The 255-nt window shown below is 49.8% G+C and carries 1 protein-coding gene; it reads left to right on the top strand.

Annotated features, from left to right (window positions below):
- On the top strand, nucleotides 1–255 hold a 255-nt coding region (locus C5745_RS20390; protein WP_165793161.1), incomplete at both ends, for a hypothetical protein.

Genomic DNA, 255 nt, shown 5'->3' with positions numbered 1-255 from the left:
GAACTTCCACCAAAACTGTTCTGACGGTAAACTACTACGACGATTATGGGTTCAGGGCCACAAACGTACTTCCTGCAAGTAGTGGTCTGAACAACACGGCCATGGTGAAGGGCCTGCTCACGGGAACGAAGGTCAGTAAGGACGACGGAAGCGCCCCACTTTTGACGGTGAACTATTACGATAAGCGTGCCCGATTGATAGAAACTGTTTCGAACAACCACCTTGGAGGTGTTGACCGGGTTACGAATACGTATA

Origin of the sequence: Sphingobacterium haloxyli (assembly GCF_002980525.1) — a bacterium.
Lineage (GTDB): Bacteria > Bacteroidota > Bacteroidia > Sphingobacteriales > Sphingobacteriaceae > Sphingobacterium > Sphingobacterium haloxyli.
Note: the sequence above shows the minus strand (reverse complement) of the source record. Positions and strands in the feature narration are given on the sequence as shown.